This is a genomic window from Vibrio kanaloae (assembly GCF_024347535.1).
GTDB classification, from domain to species: Bacteria; Pseudomonadota; Gammaproteobacteria; order Enterobacterales; family Vibrionaceae; genus Vibrio; species Vibrio kanaloae.
In genome coordinates this window covers 588,238-606,545 of sequence record NZ_AP025498.1, presented here as the reverse complement: position 1 = coordinate 606,545, position 18,308 = coordinate 588,238, and the positions used below count along the sequence as shown (strand labels likewise).

The 18,308-nt window shown below is 42.8% G+C and carries 13 protein-coding genes; 6 read left to right on the top strand and 7 right to left on the bottom strand.

All coding sequences use genetic code 11. The annotated features are described in order from the left end of the window. Positions 1-8 precede the first annotated feature (8 nt). The 4 genes from OCV24_RS16935 to OCV24_RS16920 all read right to left on the bottom strand — a co-directional run bounded on the left by OCV24_RS16935 (position 9) and on the right by OCV24_RS16920 (position 6,302). Positions 9-2,150: a TonB-dependent hemoglobin/transferrin/lactoferrin family receptor gene (locus tag OCV24_RS16935; protein WP_150877485.1), complete on the bottom strand. Its 2,142-nt coding sequence runs from the start codon at positions 2,148-2,150 to the stop codon at positions 9-11. Continuing rightward, positions 2,151-4,172 carry a prolyl oligopeptidase family serine peptidase gene (locus tag OCV24_RS16930; RefSeq protein ID WP_150877487.1) on the bottom strand — a complete coding sequence of 674 codons (2,022 nt, stop codon included), beginning with the start codon at positions 4,170-4,172 and terminating at the stop codon, positions 2,151-2,153. A gap of 256 nt (positions 4,173-4,428) precedes the next feature. Continuing rightward, on the bottom strand, positions 4,429-5,322 hold the full coding sequence (locus OCV24_RS16925; RefSeq protein ID WP_046223186.1) for a lipase secretion chaperone: 894 nt from the start codon (positions 5,320-5,322) through the stop codon (positions 4,429-4,431). Between the two features lie 38 nt (positions 5,323-5,360). Then, the gene (locus tag OCV24_RS16920) at positions 5,361-6,302 is read right to left on the bottom strand and encodes a lipase family alpha/beta hydrolase (RefSeq protein WP_275658592.1); all 942 of its coding nucleotides are present in this window, start codon (positions 6,300-6,302) and stop codon (positions 5,361-5,363) included. A gap of 372 nt (positions 6,303-6,674) precedes the next feature. On the opposite strand from OCV24_RS16920, the gene OCV24_RS16915 reads away from it, so the two are divergent. Beyond that, positions 6,675-7,922 carry an SGNH/GDSL hydrolase family protein gene (locus OCV24_RS16915; RefSeq protein WP_150877489.1) on the top strand — a complete coding sequence of 416 codons (1,248 nt, stop codon included), beginning with the start codon at positions 6,675-6,677 and terminating at the stop codon, positions 7,920-7,922. 166 nt (positions 7,923-8,088) lie between these two features. Here OCV24_RS16915 and OCV24_RS16910 read toward each other — a convergent pair whose 3' ends face one another. Next, a complete protein-coding gene (locus tag OCV24_RS16910; RefSeq protein WP_017057888.1) occupies positions 8,089-9,420 on the bottom strand; it encodes a DEAD/DEAH box helicase in 1,332 nt (443 codons plus the stop codon). 362 nt (positions 9,421-9,782) lie between these two features. On the opposite strand from OCV24_RS16910, the gene OCV24_RS16905 reads away from it, so the two are divergent. Further along, positions 9,783-10,049, top strand: coding sequence for an Lpp/OprI family alanine-zipper lipoprotein (locus OCV24_RS16905; protein ID WP_017057887.1), 267 nt, complete (start codon positions 9,783-9,785; stop codon positions 10,047-10,049). Between the two features lie 164 nt (positions 10,050-10,213). On the opposite strand, the gene OCV24_RS16900 is transcribed toward OCV24_RS16905, so the two are convergent. After that, complete coding sequence (locus OCV24_RS16900; RefSeq protein WP_077681277.1) at positions 10,214-11,191, bottom strand: L,D-transpeptidase family protein; 978 nt, start codon at positions 11,189-11,191, stop codon at positions 10,214-10,216. Positions 11,192-11,537: 346 nt separating this feature from the next. Here OCV24_RS16900 and deoD point away from each other — a divergent pair, with 346 nt between their 5' ends. The 4 genes from deoD to OCV24_RS16880 all read left to right on the top strand — a co-directional run bounded on the left by deoD (position 11,538) and on the right by OCV24_RS16880 (position 17,072). Next, positions 11,538-12,248: a purine-nucleoside phosphorylase gene (deoD, locus tag OCV24_RS16895; protein ID WP_017057885.1), complete on the top strand. Its 711-nt coding sequence runs from the start codon at positions 11,538-11,540 to the stop codon at positions 12,246-12,248. A gap of 118 nt (positions 12,249-12,366) precedes the next feature. Beyond that, positions 12,367-13,836, top strand: coding sequence for a hypothetical protein (locus OCV24_RS16890; RefSeq protein ID WP_060469274.1), 1,470 nt, complete (start codon positions 12,367-12,369; stop codon positions 13,834-13,836). Between the two features lie 186 nt (positions 13,837-14,022). Then, positions 14,023-15,492: a hypothetical protein gene (locus OCV24_RS16885; protein WP_150877491.1), complete on the top strand. Its 1,470-nt coding sequence runs from the start codon at positions 14,023-14,025 to the stop codon at positions 15,490-15,492. Next, positions 15,492-17,072 carry a GGDEF domain-containing protein gene (locus OCV24_RS16880; protein ID WP_150877746.1) on the top strand — a complete coding sequence of 527 codons (1,581 nt, stop codon included), beginning with the start codon at positions 15,492-15,494 and terminating at the stop codon, positions 17,070-17,072. The genes OCV24_RS16885 and OCV24_RS16880 overlap by 1 nt, the downstream gene beginning before the upstream one ends. A gap of 106 nt (positions 17,073-17,178) precedes the next feature. Here the strand turns inward: OCV24_RS16880 and OCV24_RS16875 are convergent, their stop codons facing one another. Then, positions 17,179-18,087, bottom strand: a complete 909-nt coding sequence (locus OCV24_RS16875) for a DMT family transporter (protein WP_017057881.1) — start codon at positions 18,085-18,087, stop codon at positions 17,179-17,181. Positions 18,088-18,308 lie beyond the last annotated feature (221 nt).

Sequence of the window (18,308 nt, the reverse complement as noted above, 5' to 3'; positions counted from 1 at the left end):
TATCCTCCTTAAAATGCGTACTTGGCGTTGACGGTGAAGTAACGACCAGGTTCTGTGGAGTAGGTTTTATTGCTGTTCGCAATACCCGCAACGTCTTGGTAACGAATATATTCTTTGTCGAATAAGTTCATCACATTGGCGCTGATATCCAAGCCAGAGTTCCAAGAGTAACTTACGCCAAGGTCAACACTCGCCCAACCAGAAGTAGTCGCACAGTCAGTAACGATACCTAAATCATTTTCACATTGAGGCACGCTGCTCATCGCTTGCGCCCAATTAACTTGTGCATACGCTGATAATGCGTTGTCATCATAAGTAACGCTGGCATTGCCTTCCCAAGGCGTTAGTGTGCGAACTTTTTCGCCATCCTCATCTTCCCCATCAACATAGCCGGCTTTGGTCCCCACACTCCAAAACTCGCTTAAGCGGTGCGCGATAGAAGCCTCAATGCCATATGTCTCGACTCCATTTACATTTTGGTATTGCTTGTAGTAGTTACCCGTATTTGAGTCTGGGACAAATGTAACCTGCTTCACGTCGATAAAATTATCGAACTTCTGATAAAAAACGGCGGCGTATAATTGCGTCTGTCCATTGTCAAACTTACTGCCTAATTCAAATGAATCACTGGTTTCGGCCTCTAGGTCCATATTCGGCACAATGACAAATGGGGTAATTGGGACAAAATCATGGTTCTGATAACCATAAATTTTGTCATAACCCGGTGCTCTAAAGCCGTGGTTGTAAGAAAGGTATGTGTTGAGTGATTCTGTTAACTGATAACTCACCGATAAGCTAGGTGAGAACTCACTCGAATTTTGCTCCTTCACTTCATAGCCATTAATCGAGTTCTGTGATTCAGGCTTCAACTGGTGTAAATCAAAACGGGCACCTGCTGTTACAGTCCAATCATCGATCTCAATCGCATCACGGATAAAAGCAGCAAAATTGTACGAACGAGCTGGAGCAAAAGGCACATCCGCGTTAAGTGACACTCCATTCCAGTCTAAAACAGAAGATTGGCTAGGGCGCTCATGAAGGTTCGACTCCATATTCAAACCATAAGACAGCGTATGACTCATGTCGTGATGTTGAAATGCGCTAATAAAATCAGCGTTTGCACCCAGAAGTTGATCCGTAAAACCACGAAAATCAATCGTTCTACGTAACTCAGAAACGTTGTTGTTGGTTCGAGACATCAAACGATTGGTGGTATCTTCATTAGTCATATCGCGCCAATAGATCTTGGCATCTAATTCTTCAAACCAAGTATTGGCAGGTAGGTACTCAAACCCCGCATACGCAGAAAACGTCTCGGTATAAGACTGTTGGTCAAAATCTTCAGTGTCCCATTTTCCGTCTTTTTGGATCTTAGAGGATCCTTCTTTTCGACTTAGATTATCTTTGTAGTACTCAACATTGCCTTTGAGCATCAAGGCATCACTTGACCAGTAATTCAGGGTATAGCCACCACCGACGCCATCGATACTTCGGTTATATCGGTCTTCATCAAAATTACGGGTTTCTTCACCTTCCCAATAAGAAAGATTGACCAAGCTTTCGAATTTCCCCGAACGGAAGGCAAGGTTTGTCGCGCCTTTGTATTTATTACTGATACCGGTATAGGTTGCAGATACGTCGCTGTAGAAATCTTTATCTCCGAGGTAATCTCCCGGTTTTTTTGTCCTAACAACCACCACGCCACCAATAGCGCCTGAACCATATACGGATGAACTCGCCCCTTTTATAACCTCAATACTTTCCAAGTTAGACATATCAAACGAGTTACGCCCTACCTTGTCATTGATGTCGTTGGCGCCAAAGCCATCAGCAGACTTTATTCCGTCTTTCACAATCAAAATCCGGTTGCCTGTCATCCCACGGATCGTAATGTTTTGAGGTCGACCAGCTCCCCCAGAAACACTGACTCCAGGCTCGCTCTTTATTGCGTCATAAAGCTCCGTTGCGCCTTTTCTTTCTAGATCTTCACCAGTAATCACGGCAACTGAGCCCGCTACTTCAGATAATGGTTGCTCTATTTTATTGGCTGTTACAATCACTTCTTCAAAGTGATAAACCTCAGATTCAGCGTGCACGAGGTTGGCAGCAAGTACACTCAGTACTGCCGCTGATAGGGGGGAAAGCTTCATTTACTGCTCCGCTTTAATGTCTTTCAGGGTAAGTGATAAAAGAAATGCGTACTCAAACGCTTGTTGCGATTGGGACTGTCGCCTGTCTGTCGAATGCCCTTGAGTAAAGTTTGTCGACAATAGATAAGGCCCACTTCCAGTCGTTAGCTCGCTTAATCTTGCGTAATATTTAGCCCCTTCCCAATAGGGAACGCGGCGGTCGTTAAGGCCAACTTGAATCAATATCGGTGGGTAGTTTTTTTCACGAAGGTTTAAATAAGGATCGTATTGCTGCATCACTTTCAATTCGTCAGCAATGTGTGGATTTCCCCATTCACCGTACTGCTGAGCAGTTAAAGGTAACGACGAGTCAGACATGCTATTCACAACATCAACAAATGGCACTTTCAGGACCGCACCATCAAACAAGTCAGGAGCCTCATTTAATGCAGCAGCAACCAGAGTGCCTCCAGCACTTCCCCCCATCGCGTAAATAGGGCGCTTACCGAGATTGTATGCAGTCAAATCACGAGCAGCGGCGATGAAATCCAAGATGGCATTTTCTTTTTTAATTCCTTTCCCAGCTTGATACCAAGCGTCACCATAGAAGCCACCACCTCGAACATGTGCAATCGCATAAATTACACCTTCATCAAGTAGGCTAATGATTTGAGGCATAAAGTAGGGCTTCATCGTCATGCCATAAGCCCCGTATCCGTATAAAAACACTGGCGTGGTATCGGTAAGTTTATCTTTACGATAAGCCAAAGTGACCGGGATCATTACCCCATCAGAATTCACCATAGCTTGCTCTGTGTGATACTTAGATTTTTGGTATTCTGGATAACGATCCTGAGAGAAGACTTCTCGTTTTAGAGTGTCAGTGTTCAACCGTTCCCACTTTGCTGGCTGAATCAGCGACATACTACGAATGTGCAATTTATTACTTTGATAGTCACCCACTTGGCTTACCCAAGCAACTTGACCCGGCTTTGCTAAAAGCTGACTTGCTCGATGGCGGTTATCCGTATCGAAAAAGTGTAGAGACTGAATTGCTCCACTTTGACTAATAATCACGGTACCAGACTCAAACAAGTAAAAGTTACTGATTCTAGATTCGTCCGTTGGTTCAAAAACCGTTCGCCAAAAGTTGATATGTGTAGCCTGAGTAAGTGGTGCAGAGTAAAAAGCAAAATCATTGCGCTCGTGATTGCTGTTGGCAAACAACATAGAACCCGCAACATCAACGTAGTATTCCACTCCTGCTTTGCGTGGTAAAATTGGTTCAGAGACCTCACCGTTATCAAGATTTAGTAAGCGTTGCTCGCTGGAGTTTTCACTGTTTGCCTGAACCACAGCAAATTGCTTATCACTGGAAAGGTAATACGAAAGCAACCATGCGGAATTTGCCTCTTCAATTAGGCGAATTGGCTTTGACTTGTTTAAGGAGTATTTTGTTAACGCATAAGGTCTAGACGTTTGCTTATCAAGTTCAATCAAATACAGAAACTGACCGCCTTTCGACCACGCCAGTGAGCTGTCTGCATTTTGAGCAATGGGTGTCACTTGATGAGTTTCAAGATCGACAACACTCACTCGGTACTGTTCTGCACCGCTTACATCCTCTGCTATTGCAAGCTTTGTTCTGGTTGGGTCTAATGCCCAAGCACCGAGCTGGTAATAGTCGAGATCAGCAGCTCGAGCATCAATGTTAAGCAACTCGGTTGAATCTTCACTCCCAACTAATCGAGACAGTAAGGTTCTTTTACCATTCCGGTTTAGGATCGCATACTCATACCCACTGATTTCCTGCCATGGTTTATCGGCACGTACCGGACGCTTGTCTTGCCAATCTTGTTGTAGAGATTCACTCAGAGATCGAATTTTTTTTTGATACAGATGAGTCCTATCATTTTGCTTATAGAGATAATCGAGGACTTTGCTAGCGCTACGTGAATCATCCTTAAGCCAAGAGAACTCATCAGAAGCGCTAACCGTTCCCGAGAGTGCGAGAACAAAAACTAACAACACAAACGCTTTCATAAATACAACAAATCCACACGCTAATTTAATAAATTTCGCGTATACTGCACTCAAACGATAATGAGATCAATTATCATTTGCATGATTGTGTGACAGAAATCACAGAGAGTGTGTCAATTAACGATCGGTTGAGCTTGCAATGAACTGAAATATTGGGGGGTTAATGAGTCTACGTGGTTAGGAGGTTACTCCTTTTATAATCAATTAATTAGCTAACATTTAGGAAAAATAGTGGCTATTTGATTCTGGGAAAATTTTATTGGCTAAGCTCTGCTGATCTGATTCTTTCAATCGCTTCTACTCTTCTAAACTCCTGTGGCAGAAAATGTGTATTCCTAAGCTGAGTAATCCTCTCTTGTTGTTCAAGTGCCGAGAGTACTGAATCATCCAAAATCTCATTTCGTTCTGTAAGATATATTTCTAGGGTTCCTTCAAAGTTCGCTCTTTGCTTATCAAGTGCTTCAAGCCTCAGAGCAGCCTTTTCACCCACGAGTTCACTTCTCAGCAAATATTTGTCCTGCTGATCCATGGCCTCGGAATTTGATAGCTGTTGCAGTAATCTCTGGTTTGTAAAACTCGACTGCACATAATCAGGCTGATCTAACATATATAACTCAAGCCGCTGCTGGTACTCCTCCCCTTGCAACCCCTCTTGTTTAAGTAACAACTTTTCAAGAGCGATCTCCCTCATTCGATTATCATGCGTAAACAGGATACTTATCTCGCCCTCATTAAAAAACTGAGCTTGAAGGTCGAGCAGCGCTTGATTAAGCAGACGTAAATCCTCAACAGAAACTGAGACAATGTTAACCCCCACATCCAGTGAAGCCAGTGCCGACTTATACGCAATATATTTTGAAAATAGTGCTTCATCAACAACTGCAACTTGTGATTGCGCGTAGTGTTTCTCAACGTTAGTCCGAATATCTTCAAGGGTTAACTTTGTATTACCTGATACGAAATATTCCATCATGTCTTTGGTTGAAGCTGTATCAATATCGGTATCTTGCTGCGAAGCTATTTTCAATGAAGAGCCCTCTTGTTCCCTATTATTGTTTGATTTCAAATCGTCTTTTTCTACATATAAAAAGACCGCCGCTATACTCATCAGGGCTATCGTAGTTATCGAAAAAATGGCGGTCTTTGTCATCATGGTTTCCTTGTTACCTTAATCAATGACACTGCGAACTACAGGCCACTTAACTTCAATCGATTAGCGTGTTGACGATATAAAGTCACCGGATCGGTTTCAAACAGGTGATGAATACCCAGCATTCCATTGATCTCATCGAGGTGATTCATTTTGTAGTCATCCCCTATCACTTTGCCTAAATGCGCGCTGCATGCTCCCACTAGTCCGTCATTCGGTTCATTGAAGGCTAAGCCAAGGATTGTCATCGCTCCGTCGGTAGGATCAAGAAGGTTGGTAAAAGTGGATGACCCTGTCCACGAATAGTAATAAACGCCATTACTCGCCTGCCACTCACCATCACCACATTCAGAGGTAGGAACCCCCTCAGGGTAAAACTGATTAAACGCCAATGAGCCCTCTGTCGTTAGGGCTTCTAGGGAAGCAAGCCCGTCTTGGTCTAGGTCTGAACCACCAGACAACAAGTTAATAAGTGTCGTTAACCCACCAGCTAGCTTAACGGCAATATCTTCTGTTGGTGAGCCTTCTGCGACAGTTCCACGTACTAGGTCGGCCACTTTTGAGCCTTTATGGACACCACCGATACTCGTAACAGACGAAACGAGATCAGGGCGAACTGATGCCACATAACGGGCTGTCGGTCCTCCATGACTATGCCCTATCAAATTAACCTTACTCGCCCCCGTCGCTGCTATAAGCGTTTCAACTTGAGCAAGTAACTGCTCTCCTCGAACTTCAGAGCTGTTGGTCGCCGATACCTGAGCGACGTATACCCTCGCGCCATCTTTTGCTAGAGATTCTGGTATGCCATAAAAGTAATCAACACCAGCCAAGGTATCAAAACCAAATAACCCATGTACTAACACAATAGGATATTTCGTTTCAGTGTAACCGCTTGCTTCCAATGCCGAAGCACTCGTACCAGCATAGGCACTAAAGCAAAATAGGTAGGTAATTACCCAAATGAATATCTTTTTCAATGTTCTTTCCTTAAACAGATTAGACCTCTGATGAGTAAAAGAACCGTAGGTTATAATTTTGTAAAATAAAAAATAAGGGATCGATATTTGTGATTTCTAACTTAAATTAAACAGCTGCAATTAACATCGATAATTGTTACTCGTAAGACAAAAGATAAATTAGCACATTGCGTCTCTTACCTTGGTGATTGCACAACTGAAAACTCGTTGAAAATTTGATGTTTATGCCAGTTATGAATCGAAACAAGCCCGAATGCATTGACGTAAGTTATTGATTTTAGGTATAGGTCGTACCAGTTACACAGATGTTCAATTATAAACAAGCAACAACGTCTTTGTTTGGCTTACCTAAATACAACAAGAGATCCAGTGATGAAAAATACCGCTTTAATACTCGCGTTAACTATACCTTTTGGTGCTTATGCAACTGAAGATTCGGTGCCAACACCGCAATCCATCACATCTGCGCAGGTTCTCAGCACACAGGGTTCAGAAACCTATTCGTATGTTCGATGTTGGTACCGAACCGATGCATCGCACGACTCTCCAGGTACAGATTGGCAATGGGCAAAAAAAGAAAATGGCGATGATTACACGATTAACGGATATTGGTGGTCTTCTGTTTCCTTCAAAAACATGTTCTACAGCGATGTACCTCAATCCGAAATCAAAGAGCGTTGTGAACAAACTCTCGACATCCAACATGATGTCGCAGATATCACCTACTTTGCGGCAGACAATCGCTTCTCTTACAACCACTCCATCTGGACCAACGATAACGTTGTTCAATCCAATGCCATTAATCGCATTGTCACTTTTGGTGATAGCCTTTCAGATACAGGGAACCTATTTAATGGCTCTCAATGGATTTTCCCCAATGCTAACTCATGGTTTTTAGGCCATTTTTCAAACGGGCTCGTCTGGACTGAGTATTTAGCAAAAGCCAAAGATGTCCCGTTGTATAATTGGGCTGTCGGTGGAGCGGCCGGGACTAATCAATACGTTGCGCTGACTGGCGTTTATGACCAGGTAACGTCGTACTTAACCTATATGAAATTAGCGAAAAACTATCGTCCGGAGAATTCACTGTTTACTCTAGAGTTTGGCCTCAATGATTTCATGAATTACAACCGAGAAGTCGCTGATGTCAAAGCCGATTTCAGCAGCGCTTTGATCCGCTTAACAGAGTCTGGGGCAAACAATATCTTGCTGTTCACATTGCCAGATGCCACAGAGGCTCCGCAATTCAAATACTCGACAGAGCAAGAAATTATCAAAGTTCGTGGCAAGATTTTGGAGTTCAATAAATTTATCAAAACCCAAGCCGAGTATTACCAAAGCATGGGAAAAAACGTGGTACTGTTTGACGCAAATGCACTCTTCGCAAGTATTACTGATAACCCAGAGCAGCATGGATTTCGAAACGCGAGTGACGCTTGCCTGGATATTCGCAGAAGCTCATCAACCGACTATTTGCAAAGCCATAACCTAACAAACGATTGTGCTACATATGGTTCTGACAGTTATGTATTTTGGGGAGTTACACACCCAACGACAGCAACGCACAAATACATCGCAGATCATATCTTGGCGTATTCATTCTCGACGTTCGATTTCTAATCATTGAAATGACCGTCAGACGTAAATGAAAGGTTCTACTGTTTTAGTTCACTTTTTCAATTGGGGGTGCCTTCAATAGCGAAAGTCGATACAAATAAGCTTCAGATACAAAAAACCGCCATTATCGGCGGTTTTTATTTACGTCAGTTTAGCTCACACTGATTGGTTACTCGTCGTCCAATTTTGGTGCGACTTTCTTCTTAGGGATAAAGACAGTATCGCCCACAGCCACATTCTGGTGGAAGCTCTTATCGCGCTTAACCGGTTTCTTAGGTGTTTTCTTAGCTTGAGTGTTCGCTTTCTTCTTCGCTGGAGCACCTTTAGCAAAAGCAGGTTTACGTGGTTTAATGCCTTTGAATTTGCCTTTTAGGCCTTCTAGCACAGAGAAAGTCAGGTCTTGTTGCAAATATAGTTCAACACGCTTAAAGCTATCCCAATCTTTTGGGCCAACCAAAGAAATCGCGTCACCTTTATTGCCAGCACGACCAGTACGGCCAACACGGTGAACATACTCTTCCGTGTGCTTAGGCATATCAAAGTTGATAACGTGGCTTACATTTGGAATATCAATACCACGTGAAGCAACGTCTGTTGTTACTAAGATCTTATAAACCGCACGCTCGAACTGGCTCATGATGGCATTTCGTTGCGTTTGGTTTAGATTACCACTCAGGGCCACCGCTTTAAGCTTCTTCTCGTTCAATTTTTCTGTTAGACGATCAGTATCGGCACGAGTTGCTGTAAAGATCATCACTTGACGGTACTCAGCTTCTTCTAATACACGATCTAAAATAGCTTCTTTGTGGTCGAGGTGATCACACAGGTAAAACTTCTGAGTAATATCAAGGTGCTGCTCGTTAGAAACACCTACAGAGATTCGCTTAGGTGCGTCTAGCATTTCATTTGCAATGCCATTCACTTCCGCGTGATCAAGCGTCGCAGAGAACATCAACGTTTGACGACGACGGTGCTTAGCTGCATTCGCAATGCGACGCAATTCAGGTGCGAAACCTAAATCCAGCATACGGTCAGCTTCATCAAGGATTAGCGTTTCAACACCATCGAGGAACAATGAGCGATGTTCTAGGTGATCAGCAAGACGGCCTGGAGTCGCCACGATAAAGCGAGGGTATTTACGCAATGCTTTAACTTGGTCGTTGAAGTTTTCACCACCTAAGATCAGTGCCGCTTCATAAGACAAGCCACCAAGCATGCTACGTAATTCGCCGTAGACTTGCTTCGCTAATTCACGAGTAGGAGCCAAAATTACACCACGAGGATCACGAGCAGAAAACGCTTTGGTTTTTAATGCTTTGTGTATCATCGGCAACACAAACGCCAATGTTTTGCCGGATCCCGTTTTTGATGAAGCCAATAGATCCTTACCGGCAATAACAACAGGGATCGCTTTCGATTGGATCTCTGTCGCTTTCTTAAAGTCATAATGTTTTAAGTTCTTCAGTAAGCGATTATCTAAGCCTAAATCTTTAAAGTGCAAAGGACTCTCCAGTCATGATGGTATTGAATAAAATTATTTTAACGTGACATGATACCGCGAAAGTACTTTCTAAGGATAGAGATCACAGTAAATTTATCCCGTTATCTATAAGTTCACTAGAGCATTGTATACATTGCTAACAAAGGGATAGCTCTACTAAATGAGACAAAAATTGATTCCAATACCGCCATCTCAAAAATGAAACAGACTGTGATAGCTAGCTAATTACCTCAAAAATTTAACAATTTCTTTAGTTATTGATTTTGCGCTTAAAAAATTAGTCGCTACAATCATTAATGAAGCGACTATATGATAAAAAATGTATAGCGCATCTTTTGATGATAAATAAGCAAGGAGTTCTTATGAATAAGACATTAATCGCAGCTGCAGCCTCAGTTTTCATTCTAGCTGGTTGTTCTTCTGAGCCAGAAGAGGCTGCAATGTCAGAAATGGATCAATTGACTAACCAAGTTGCTGAACTAAGCAACGAAGTTGAAGCGCTTAAGAGTGACAAAGCTGCCGCTGAAATGAAGGCTCAAGAAGCATCTGCAGCCGCTATGGCAGCAAAAGAAGAAGCGGATCGTGCTAACGACCGTATCGACAACATTGCAGAGTCTTACACGAAGTAATTGAGATACAAGCGCTATTGCGCTTTAAATCAAATAAGTCGTAGAAATAAAAAGCAGTAATTAGATAGCACCACCTCTTGACGGAAGTGGTGCTTTTATTTGAAATAAGAAAAATGAAGGTCAAGGAGAGAGAAGCCGTATCGCTTTCCACAGGAGTCATCGAATTAAAACTCAATCACAGGTGGTGCTATCTCAACAGGCACACCGTTTTGAGCAAAGATAACCGCTTTCGCTTTTGAGTTAGGCAGCTCTGCATCTTCCAGCCACCATTTCAATTCGACCGGAATTTGTAGAGATTTCTTAGAACCGTCACTTCTCGTCAATGGTTCGTGCGCTTCAACGAACACACTTCTGTCTGGTTCGAGAGATACTTTAATCGGCTCATCAATTATTGTGACTTGCTCACCACGGCTGACCTGCTCAAAGAGCCATTCAATATCTTTAGGTTCCATACGTATACACCCAGAACTGACTCGCAAGCCTATTCCAAAATCTTTGTTCGTGCCGTGTATCAAATAATCCCCGATACCATATGCAAGTCTCAATGCATATTCACCAAGCGGATTCTCCGGCCCTGCGGGAACCACTCGTGGTAACTCAATTCCCTTCTCTAGATACTCTTTACGAATTGAGTTGGGAGGGGTCCAAGTCGGGTTTGGTCTTTTCTGGCTTATCTTGGTGATCATTTCTGGAGTATCACGCCCCACCCGCCCGATTCCGACTGGGAAGACATGGACCAGATTTTTAGTAGGCTCAAAGTAATACAACCTTAGCTCTGCAAGGTTAATGACAATCCCTTCCCTTGGAGTGTCCGGTAAAATAAAACGGCTAGGAATACTTAATACATAACCTACCTTTGGGAGAAAAGGGTCCACACCTTTGTTTGCTGCCATCAACGAAAGAAAGCCAATATCGTACTGCTTGGCAATAATCGCTAACGTTTCACCCTCAACGACTTCATGTTGCTGTATTCTGCCTACTATGCGACTTTCAGCAGAAGGTAACTCAAAAGTCGCCGCTGATACCCACGATGAAGCCGTCGTCACTCCGACAAGCAAAGTCGTTTTCACGGCAAACAGCGCGATCTTACGTAGTTGTGTTTTCATAGAGATCAAAAGCGTCGAGTTAGCGCAATAGGACATACAATTCCTTGGTTTGTCTTTTATCAAAGTTTAGATTATCGCTGATAAAACGTCTCTACAATGATTAGTTGACGTAAATGCATATCCATCTTGCTCTTAATATGCGTGTTCTTCTTTTGATTCCAAGCGATTTAACCACACAAAATCGATTGCCTTTACGATTTCAACATATTTAGTTATCTATAATAATAAAACTGTAAGTGCAGAACCATTTTGTGACAAACATCTCATGGAGCCTCGTTTTAACTCGCTAATATTGCCTCAACAAAATGAATTCAATTCAACAGAATCGGTAATTTACTCAATCTAGTTCCTATCATTACCGTTTAAACTTTGGAGAACGACCATGGCTACACCTCATATTAACGCGCAAGCTGGTGATTTCGCAGAAACAGTACTTATGCCGGGCGATCCGCTTCGCGCAAAATACATTGCTGAAACATTCCTTGATGATGTGAAGCAAGTTTGTGACGTTCGTAACATGTTTGGTTACACAGGCACTTACAAAGGTAAAAAAGTTTCTGTAATGGGTCACGGTATGGGTATTCCATCATGTTGCATCTACGTACACGAGCTTATTGCTGAGTACGGCGTCAAAAATGTTATTCGTGTTGGTAGCTGTGGCGCAGTACGTGACGACGTTAAACTAATGGACGTTGTTATTGGCATGGGTGCATCTACCGATTCAAAAGTTAACCGAATTCGTTTCAACAACCACGACTTCGCAGCTATCGCTGATTTCGATCTTCTAGAAGAAGCGGTAAATCAAGCACGAGCGCAGGAAGTTCCAGTAAAAGTAGGTAACGTATTTTCTGCAGACCTTTTCTACACACCAGAAGCTGACCTTTTCGAAAAAATGGAAAAACTAGGCATTCTTGGTGTTGATATGGAAGCGGCTGGTATTTACGGTGTTGCTGCGGATCTAGGTGCTAAAGCACTGACTATTCTGACAGTTTCTGATCATATAATTCGTGGTGAGAAACTAAGCTCAGAAGAGCGTCAAAAGTCGTTCAACGACATGATGAAAGTCGCTTTAGAGACTGCAATCAACATCTAATCATTAGACAATAGATGCATTTCTAACACTAACTGTATTTTTGCTAATAGATAGTTTGAAACGCAATACCACGCAGCCAAGTTCGCTTGGCTGCCTAAATAACCCCGAGGGGGCGATTGTGTCCAACGACAAGCTGCCAAAAGATGCGGATGGATTACAACTCAACTTTTGTAAAACATTGGCGTGTGACAACTTTGGCTTGAGCGATGCAAAACGATATGTTTTGCAACATGCGAATCCTAAGCGTCCAGCGATGGTTTGTCGTGAGTGTGGAGCTTTCCCCCCCTTACTTAACAATCGTGAAGTGTTAAGCGAACTTCATCGCCTACGACAACTTCACAGCGATGGCCTTCCTGCTTGTCGCAATGATGATTGCGATAATTTCGGCTTATCGGTCCATACCCACAAGCACCTTTATCATGCCTTTGGCTATAGTGGCGACAAGCAAAGATATCGATGCAAAGACTGTCAATCCACCTTCGTTGACAAGTGGTCTGGATCCAATAAAAAACTTCAGTTTCAAGAAAACCTTATGGGCTTATTGTTCATGGGCTATTCCGTACGTGAAATCTGTAGAAAGCTTGATATCAACCCTAAGACTTTCTACGATCATGTTGACCATATCGCGAGCCGTTGTCGTCGCAAGTTAGCGATGATAGATGCACGATGGGTTAACCATGCTCAAGACTATCAATTCGCTTCCCATTATCAGCGCTTGCAGCCGCAAAGTAATAATGGCGTCGTTTGGATCGCGACTGGCGAGGCCCATTCCGGCTATATCCTTTGCCAACACGTTAATTACTCTCAAAATGAAGAACCGTCAGGGAATGTTGATCATAACCCTTATGATGATGTTGCGCGCTTTGTATCCAAAGAACACTCTTCAGAAGCTAACCTAGAAATACCTCAGCCCTCTGACAAACTGAAAGAACGCATTGAACAGCAATACCAAGTCATTCTTGCGAGAGGAAACGTTGAGGATCCTATGGGTAACCTCACCACGTTTAGCTACCCTTCGAAAGGGGCGCTAGTTCGACCACCTTACACCTCCTATGCTCACTTTCTACATGTACTTGACATGTGTGATGAGAATAAACACGTCGCTATCTATATGCCACAAGACCCATTACTAAGGTCTGCCGCCCTAAGCGTATGTTTGCCGCGCATCCAGAGTCAAAATATTGACCTTATGTATGTAGAGGAAGATTCGGGCTGGCAAGATGGTCAAAGTTTTGAAAAAATCGACATTGTTCATATGAGTTGGTGGCGTGATCGTTGGGCTATCGCAAATCAAGGTTATAATCAAAAAGGAATTTGCTACCTAACTGGTAGTAATCCCGAGCCAAAACAGTGGTTTAACATCGCCTCAATACAGCAAACTAAGTTCTATCAACAGCGTTTTCAAGTCTTATTTGATAGCTTCATTAATGAACCTAGACGTAAACTTCGTCCTGGAGGAATTCTTCCATTACTCGACATATTTAGAGCTTGGCACAATCTGTGCTACCAAGATAAGCAAGGGCTTACTGCAGCGCAACGTTTAGGTGTCGCGGAGCAACCATTGACCCTAAAGCAACTGCTTTCATAGAAATAGAACATGTAGCGATTTATTCGGGAACTCGTTGATTTAAAAGTAGCAACATGATGTATCCCCCATAATTGTAAAAGATAGATGTTCCTTTAATGCTCTAAGAAAGATAATTAGTGTTTATCCTAAATCACACTCTTATAATGGTTGTGCTATCAATATGCTCGATAATTATGGATCTAAGCCTTGGACAAAAATCAGTACCTTCTTGAAACAGAACTAGAACAACTCAAAACTCGCGTCGACTCTGAACCATTGGTGATCTTAGAGATTGCACAGCAATGCCTCGTTAGGTCAGAGCAAGTTCTGTTTGAAGAGGGCGCGATCCAGTCACTGATGTTAATGGCCAGATGCTGCTGGAACCTAATGGACTACCAGAAAGGTTTAAAGTACATCAAAGAAGCCCTCAAACGACAAAGCCGATTAGATACTGATCTTTTTCTCCCTGAAATACTCCATTTACACGCGCTCCAATTTTGGGGGCAAGCCAAGTACTACTCCGCCCAACAGTTTTGGATCAATGCATTAGAACAATCAGCGCTAGTTGATGAAGTGGAGATACAAATTGAATGTCTCATTGGCCTAGGTAATATTTGGCGAATGACCCATGAATATAAGCTAGCACGCTCAACCCACCAGCTCGCCGTGAAAGTCGCTAACAACAGCCGTATTGGTTGGTTAGAAGGTAAAGCCAGGATACTGCTCGCTTGGGATTACTATCTGCTCAACAACTATGTTGAAATGCTGTCGGTACTCGACGGTGCAGAAGAAGCATTAAAAGATCATAAAGACAATACTTGGCATGCAGAGGTATGGGATTTTAGAGGTCTAGCACTACTTGGCCTTGAACGTATAGATGACGCAGAACGCGCGACAGCCAAAGCACATAATTTGGCAGTAAAACACAATCTAGTATGGATGAAGGCACACTCCTACATCAGTCGAGCTCGATTAGAGCTCCTAAGAAAAAGGCCAGAGCAAGCGGCAGAACTACTCAGACTCGCCGAACAATCTGCGAACGAATTCGATAACGGTGAGTTACTTAGTCAAATTTGTTACCAACAGTCTCTAGTTGCAGAAGAAAACCAAGAGTTTAAAGTGGCGTTAATCGCTTTTAAAAAGTATCGCCAGTATTCTATCGATATGCTTCGAGAGCAAACTACCCGAGTCGGTTTAGATAAAGCACGCAGTTCAAAGCGTCAATTAGAGCAGAGAGCTCGAAAGCTGATTAATCGTATTCGTGGTCAACATGAGTATGACCCCGAAAAACACCTTTCTCATGTCGTTTCTGAAACCTTTTGGTGGGAGCAACTGGTTCTCTTTAAAACAGAGCTCAAACGTTCAAACCACAGCATTATTATGTTTCAGCACATCGATACCGATTACTTAGATGTCTGCACCGAAATTGCTCACACTTTATGTAACCAAAACGATTTCATTTCAAGGTTAAGTTCAGAACGTGTTGCTCTTATGCTTTCCGAAAAAGGAGAGGCCGCAGAGAAAACTTTTCAAACCCTTACCACCATGCTTGATATATACCCATGGCACAGAAAAGGGCTAAAAGGTTCGAAACCTACCGTTAGTCTCAACGACATATTGACGTTCCCGTTTACTCTTGAACAACTTGAAGAAGACGATGCAAAGGTAAGATTATGATGGAAATCCTATTAAGCAAGATCACGGATGCTGGTTTAGACCCATCATCAGTTTCTGGTGAAGAGGCGATCATATTCTGGAATCATATTCGTCAGCACGTTTCAACAACAAAAACAGAACAAGCACACTGTTATATTATCAGCTCTGAATATCGAGCTGAGTTGCAACAAAATCAAACCAGTATAGAAGAATTGAAACTTGCTCTCGACTTACTGCATTTACCCACTGATATAGAAGACATTCTTACGGTCAAGACTAGCCTAAGTGATCGCTTAGTTGAAATAGGTAATTACACCTCTGCACTGAATGAATTCGTAAGTTCTTCGTCCATCGCTGTTGAATACGGCTACATCGATGAGTACGTGATGGCCATTTTAGGTATGGGCAACCTGTGTGATGCCTATGGTGATCACAACCGAGCTTTACGTTATTACCAAAAAATAAATAGCATTGACCATGCGATAAGTAGTCGTTCACTGCGACTCAAATTCAAACTGCATATGGTGGCTAGCCTCTTGTTGCTCAACCGTATTACAGCGGCCAATGATTTACTGAACGAATGTGAAGAACTGAGTATTTTGGTAAGTGACAAGCTACTCACGGCTCAGATACTGCTTTATCAAGCAAAAGTGCTCCGCGCCAAGAAAAAATATCACGATGCACTACGCTGCCTATCTAAAGTTCACTATTCTGCTAACAACACCCAAGCGAGTTGGCTTTCTATCATGACGCGTCTAGAACTCGCGCATTGCTTCAGCGCGAATGGCAAACAAGAATACGCCAGCATGATTCTTTCGAATACAAGCAAACGTGTGAATGAATACTCATCCCCCGTTCTTGCAAAGCGTTTCTACGACTCCTTGAGCGATGTGTGTATGAATCAAGGTCGCTTTCAAGAAGCACTGAACTATGAGAAAAAGGGCTACCGGATTGAAACGGATCTCATGAAACAGATCCCGATCAGCGAACTCGGGTCGAGCCAACTGCGCCGTCTTTCGCGTTTTGAGCTACAACTAAAGCTAATTCTGTCTGAGCAAGAAAATCGTGAGTTGAAAGAAACCACTGAACAACATAAAAATGCAGTTGCTCAACTACAACAAGATGTATTCACCGATCCACTAACAGGCCTACATAACAGACGATGGTTAGATGTAAAGCTTAAAGATATGCTGTTGCACGAAACACCTTTCGCGTTGATGGTTGTCGATATTGATCACTTCAAATCGATTAACGACGAGCTTAGCCATTTAGTCGGTGATAAAGCGATTGTCAGTGTTTCTCAAGAATTACACTCTTACTTTAAGTTTAAAGGCGCGTCATGCGTCAGGTTTGGTGGTGAAGAGTTTTTGGTCATTCTTGAGAACACCAATCTTGAAAAAGCAAAAATGCACTCTGAAAATTATCGAGAACGCATTTTCCAATTCGGCTGGCATGAGATATTGGGAGAGCGAGGCTTAACCGTCAGTATTGGTATCACTATGCATCGCGAGGGAGAAAATACTCAGCGCACCTTCTACCGAGCAGACAAAGCTCTGTACCGAGCCAAAGCTAATGGCCGAAATCAAGTATGTATAGAGTAGTATTTTTACTATGTAAATAACGGTCTGTACCTTCACTCCCTCTAAGGTCACAATGGACCGGCATGCCACTACTTATAGAAAAATACACCCATTGATAGAAAAAGAACTATTGATAGAAAAAAAGAGAGATTCCACCTAAAGCAGCAATAGTCCCAATAACACTCTGTTTTGAGACTCTTTCCCCTTGTAAGGCATAAATCACCAAAATAAAGACTGGGCTAGTCGCTATCAACGTTTGTGCGATAGCAGGGTTAGCATTTTTCAACGCAACTTGTTGAAGCCACAACGCCAAAAACGTTCCAACAAATATCGCCCCTGATAGCCAAAGTTTGTCGAGCTTCGTCATTTCCCATAAATCTCTTTTTATAGATGAGTAAGGCTTACTCTCAACAAAAGGAATAATAAACATCACAGCAAGTACACCGACGGTCAGGCGAATCAATGCCCCTAGCAATGGTGGAAGATCGCCCGCCACAAGAGCGTAATGAGAAATGACCACGCCCGAAGCCTGACACACACTCGCCACAAGCCCAAATCCAATACCTTTCCATTGTACTTTGTCATTATAAAGAGAGTCTCCGCTCGCTAGCCCAGACGGTTGAAAGACGACAAACGTCACCGCTACCGTCGTTATTACGACAGCAAACCAGCTTTGTAACGTCAATACAGCGCCAAGGAACATTAATGCCAGTACGCCAGAAAGAGGGGGAGCTAAAGACTCAAGTAATAAGGTCTTATTGGCACCGATTCTTTTCAATGCCGCAAAATAAGCACTATCTCCAATAGCGATGCCAATAACACCCGAAATAGCCAATATCCAAAAATGGTTGGCACTGAGTTCAAATTCAGGCATTGGGATAAAAGGCATCACAAGCAGCATCATGCCTGAAGCCACAATACCCTTAACAATGTTAAGTTGCATAGCTGAAAAGCGATGTCCGAATTGCCCATAAATCCATGTCGCGCAGGCCCATACAATCGCAGCACCTATGGCCGCTAATTCCCCTATATACATCCGTGTTTATCCTCAGTAATTATGCATTTCACTAAAAATAGTAATCTTCATCACCTCAATTTCTGGTTGTGAGCAATTATGAGTGAATAGGCTTACGACAAAATTTCGTTCTGACAACTCCAACCAAGATAACAGTAGCTTCCTAACTTAACGTGAATAGGATTCAATAAGATTTCACAAGGGTAGTACTCGTGTTAAAAGCAAACACATTTATTTTCAAC

What these genes read in the sequence shown, in the direction of transcription:
- OCV24_RS16935 (WP_150877485.1), bottom strand. Translation starts at nt 2,150, where the DNA reads ATGAAGCTTTCCCCCCTATCAGCGGCAGTACTGAGTGTACTTGCTGCC.
- OCV24_RS16930 (WP_150877487.1), bottom strand. Translation starts at nt 4,172, where the DNA reads ATGAAAGCGTTTGTGTTGTTAGTTTTTGTTCTCGCACTCTCGGGAACG.
- OCV24_RS16925 (WP_046223186.1), bottom strand. Translation starts at nt 5,322, where the DNA reads ATGACAAAGACCGCCATTTTTTCGATAACTACGATAGCCCTGATGAGT.
- OCV24_RS16915 (WP_150877489.1), top strand. Translation starts at nt 6,675, where the DNA reads ATGAAAAATACCGCTTTAATACTCGCGTTAACTATACCTTTTGGTGCT.
- OCV24_RS16905 (WP_017057887.1), top strand. Translation starts at nt 9,783, where the DNA reads ATGAATAAGACATTAATCGCAGCTGCAGCCTCAGTTTTCATTCTAGCT.
- OCV24_RS16900 (WP_077681277.1), bottom strand. Translation starts at nt 11,191, where the DNA reads ATGTCCTATTGCGCTAACTCGACGCTTTTGATCTCTATGAAAACACAA.
- deoD (WP_017057885.1), top strand. Translation starts at nt 11,538, where the DNA reads ATGGCTACACCTCATATTAACGCGCAAGCTGGTGATTTCGCAGAAACA.
- OCV24_RS16880 (WP_150877746.1), top strand. Translation starts at nt 15,492, where the DNA reads ATGGAAATCCTATTAAGCAAGATCACGGATGCTGGTTTAGACCCATCA.
- OCV24_RS16875 (WP_017057881.1), bottom strand. Translation starts at nt 18,087, where the DNA reads ATGTATATAGGGGAATTAGCGGCCATAGGTGCTGCGATTGTATGGGCC.